The organism is Bradyrhizobium sp. (genome assembly GCF_016462955.1).
GTDB lineage: Bacteria > Pseudomonadota > Alphaproteobacteria > Rhizobiales > Xanthobacteraceae > Bradyrhizobium.
Genome location: NZ_JAEMSD010000582.1, coordinates 1 through 3,865, shown reverse-complemented (window position 1 = coordinate 3,865; position 3,865 = coordinate 1). Strand labels below are relative to the sequence as shown.

4 protein-coding genes are annotated in these 3,865 nt (G+C 68.2%); all 4 read right to left on the bottom strand.

Annotation, left to right across the window (positions count from 1 at the left end; genetic code table 11):
• On the bottom strand, nt 1–491 hold a 491-nt coding region (locus JHD07_RS34895), incomplete at its 3' end, for a TIGR03808 family TAT-translocated repetitive protein (protein ID WP_291630448.1).
• Between the two features lie 210 nt (nt 492–701).
• Complete coding sequence (locus tag JHD07_RS34890; RefSeq protein ID WP_291630446.1) at nt 702–1,358, bottom strand: pyroglutamyl-peptidase I; 657 nt, start codon at nt 1,356–1,358, stop codon at nt 702–704.
• The gene (gene meaB, locus JHD07_RS34885) at nt 1,355–2,341 is read right to left on the bottom strand and encodes a methylmalonyl Co-A mutase-associated GTPase MeaB (RefSeq protein WP_291630444.1); all 987 of its coding nucleotides are present in this window, start codon (nt 2,339–2,341) and stop codon (nt 1,355–1,357) included. Before meaB ends, JHD07_RS34890 begins: the two co-directional genes overlap by 4 nt.
• Before the next feature lie 53 nt (nt 2,342–2,394).
• A partial coding sequence (locus tag JHD07_RS34880) for a tripartite tricarboxylate transporter permease (RefSeq protein ID WP_291630441.1) occupies nt 2,395–3,865 on the bottom strand: 1,471 nt, incomplete at its 5' end.

Sequence of the window (3,865 nt, the reverse complement as noted above, 5' to 3'; positions counted from 1 at the left end):
AGCCAGATGCCGCTGCCGCCGGAGTTCGCGATGGCGCAATCGGTGATGCGAACGTCCTGGCCGCCGAGGACGTGGATCAGGCCGCGCCGCGCCGGCAGCGGGATGTTGCCGCCGTCGAAGGTGATGCCGGTGAGGCCGATCGCATCGGAGCCGTCGCTCTGGATTGCCGAGGCCCCGCCGCTGAAGACGAGCCTGGTCGCGCCGCGCACGCCGATCAGTTGCGCGCCCCTCGGAAGCCGCAATAGGCCGGCCCGGTAGATGCCGGGCGGCAAGGCGAGCGGCACCTGCGCCCGAGCGGCCTCGTCGATCGCACGCTGCAGGGCGCGGGTCTGATCCTCGCTGCTGCCGGGCCGCACGCCGTATTGCGTCGCGTCGCGGCCGAGCAGCGACGTCAGCGGCGCCCCGCGCGCGGCATCGGCCGGCATGGCGAGTGCGCCGGCGGCGATGCCGGCGGTCGAAGCCCCGATGAGATGACGGCGATTGAGGTCCATGACGCGTCCTCCGGCGGACGCGGGAGATGTCCGCGCCGCCTAGGTAGCGCAGGGCGGCGAAGGCGGTGAGGATTGTTTGCGGTAGGGTTAAATGTTTACGCAAGAGACGGTGCCGTAGGGTGGGCAAAGCGAAGCGTGCCCACCATTATCGCCACGAATGCGGATGCATGGTGGGCACGGCGCAAGCGCGCCTTTGCCCACCCTACAAGACTACGAGACCGGCACGTTCCGCGCCCTCCGTGCCAATTGCACCATCTCCATCAGCATCGCTTCCCCCGCATCCACCAGCTCCTCCAGCGTGATCCGGGCGCTGCCCTTGCGCCGTACGGCGCCGATGCGTGCGAGCAGGGGGATGTGGATAAACGCCGCAAGCTGCGGACCACCGGCCTTCATGGTCTCGATCGCCCGCCAGCTCAGATAGTTGCAGAGATAGGCGCCGGCATCGCGCGAGGCCCGCGCGTCGATGCCGGTGAGGCGCGCGGCGCGCAGCAGTCTTGCGGTATGGGGGCCGAACATCATGGCATCCGCCTGGCCTGCGATGTCGCGCTTGCTCGATCTCGTGTTGGCCGCATCGGGCCAGAGCATGGTGACGGCGTTACGCGCGCGCGTCTCGATGCGCAGGTAGGGCGTGCGCGCGGCGAGGCCGAACATGAGAAGCGCATCGGGCTTTTGCGCGGCGAGCACGTCAGGCAATTGGCGGTCGACCGCGGCATAGGTCACCGGGAAAATGTGACTCGACAGCGCGACATCGTCGAGCGCCGGACGGCGCAACTGGGCGAGCCGCGCCACCAGCGGCTGGGTCGGGTTATAGGGCGCGCCCGGAAACGGTCCGAAGCCGGTGAGGAGAATGCGAAGCTTGTCGCTCATTGCAGCAATTCCAGGATCTGCTCGGCGGCGAGCGCCGGCGTCAGATGGCCGTCGGCCACTTCAACCTCGATCTTCCGGACTTTCGTCCGCACCGACGCCTCGCTGCGCAATCTTGCCAGCATGCGCTGCTCCAGCATCGACCACATCCACTTCACCTGCTGCTCGCGCCGCCGCGCGCCGAACTCGCCGGACGCGTTCATCGCGGTGCGGTGATCGAGGACTTTTTGCCAGATCGTTGCGATGCCATCGCCGGTCAGCGCCGAATAGGTCTCGACCGGCGGATGCCAATGTTCGGACCGTGGTGCCAGGATGTGCAGCGCGCCGCGATAGTCGGCGGCGGTGACCTTGGCGCGCTTGAGGTTGTCGCCGTCGGCCTTGTTGATCGCGATCATGTCGGCGAGCTCGACCAGGCCCTTCTTGATGCCCTGCAGCTCGTCGCCGCCGCCCGGCAGCATCAGGGCGAGAAAGAAGTCTGTCATGTCGCACACCGCGGTCTCGGATTGGCCGATGCCGACGGTCTCCACCAGCACGACATCGAAGCCGGCCGCCTCACACAGCAGCATCGCCTCGCGCGTCTTGGCCGCAACGCCGCCGAGCGTGCCGGAGGACGGCGAGGGGCGGATGAAGGCGTCAGCGGAGGCGGACAGCCGCGCCATCCGCGTCTTGTCGCCGAGGATCGAGCCGCCGCTGCGCGCCGAGGACGGATCGACCGCAAGCACCGCGACCTTGTGGCCCTGCTCGATCAGGTAGACGCCGAGCGCGTCGATGGTGGTGGACTTGCCGACGCCCGGCGATCCCGTAATGCCGACGCGGAACGCCTTGCCGGTGTCGGGCAGCAGCATCTGCACCAGCTCACGCGCCAGCGCCTGATGATCGCCGCGCCGGCTCTCCACCAGCGTGATGGCGCGCGCCAGCGCCGCGCGGCTGCCGGCGCGGAGCTCGCGGGCGAGGGTCTTGATGTCGAGCGAGGCCTTCTCAGTCATGCCTCTGCTTTACAACGCCGAGGCGGAGCAGGCGAGGGCCCGCCCGCCCGATATCAACGGGTGGTCACAGCCGCCGCCTGCGCCGGCTTTACCTTCCGCCACACCCACACCACCACCGGCCACAGCAGGGCGCCGATCGCCATGGCGGCGAGCACAGCGGCGACCGGCCGCTCGAAGAACGGCAGGATGCTGCCGTCGGACTTGATCAGCGAGGTGACGAAGGCCTGCTCGACCATGGTGCCCATGACGATGCCGAGCACCATGGCCGCGACGGGATAGCCGTTCGCCTCCATGATGTAGCCGATCACGCCGAAGGCGGCGACGGTGACGACGCCGAACATGTTGTTGCCGATCGCGAACGAGCCGACCGCGCAGCACAGCATGATGATCGGCATGATGGCCGAGCGCGGCGCCAGCAGGATGTAGCTGGCGACCCGGATCATGGCGATGCCGAGCGGGATCATCATGATGTTGGCGATGATGAACATCAGATAGATCGCATACATGCTCGACGCCTTCTCGGTGAACAGCGTCGGGCCGGGATTGAGCCCCTTCATGTAGAGCACGCCGATCGCGATCGCCGCGATGGTGTCGCCGGGAATGCCGAACAGCAGCGAAGGCACCCAGCCCGAGGCGATGCTGGCATTGTTGCTGGCGCCGGCCTCGACCAGGCCCTCGACATGGCCGGTGCCGAACTTCTCCGGCTCCTTGGAGAAGCGCTTCGACATCGCGTAGGAGACCCAGGCGGCCATGTCGGCGCCGGCACCCGGTAGCACGCCGATGATGATGCCGACGATGTTTCCGCGCGTCATCTGCCAGTGATACAGCTTCGTCAGCCTCCATTGGCCCGCCATGATGCTTCCGAATTTGCGCCGCGGCAGCGGCGGCGGCTCGGGCGTCAGCATCGCGCGCATCACCTGCGCCACCGCGAACACGCCGACCAGCGCCGGGATCGGCTCGATGCCGCCGAACAGATCGGTCAGGCCGAAGGTGAAACGCGGCACGCCGCCGGGATTCTCGATGCCGATGCAGGCCACGAGCAGGCCGATGAACATGCCGGCGATCGCCTTCACCGGCGAGGAGCGCGCCACCAGGGTGGCGCACATCAGGCCGAGCAGTGCCAGCCAGAAATATTCGAAGGTGGAGAACGACAGCGCGATCTCGGCCAGCGGCGGCGCCAGGATCATCAGCGACAACACGCCGGCGATGCCGCCGACCGCGGAGAACCAGACGCCGGCACCCAGCGCCAGTTCGGCCTGGCCCTTGCGCGTCATGGCGTAGGCCTCATCCGCATACGCGGCGGAGGCGGGCGTGCCGGGGATGCGCAGCAGCGCGCCGGGAATGTCGCCGGAGAAGATCGCCATCGACGAGGCCGCGACGATGGTCGCGATCGCCGCGATCGGCGAAAGATAGAAGGTGACGGGGACGAGCAGGGCGGTCGCCATCGTCGCGGACAGGCCGGGCAGCGAGCCGATCACCAGCCCGTACACGGAGGCCGCGAACATCGAGATGATGACCTCCCAG

Excerpts from the sequence above, each read along its gene's own strand:
- meaB (WP_291630444.1), bottom strand. The coding sequence starts at position 2,341 with ATGACTGAGAAGGCCTCGCTCGACATCAAGACCCTCGCCCGCGAGCTC.
- JHD07_RS34890 (WP_291630446.1), bottom strand. The coding sequence starts at position 1,358 with ATGAGCGACAAGCTTCGCATTCTCCTCACCGGCTTCGGACCGTTTCCG.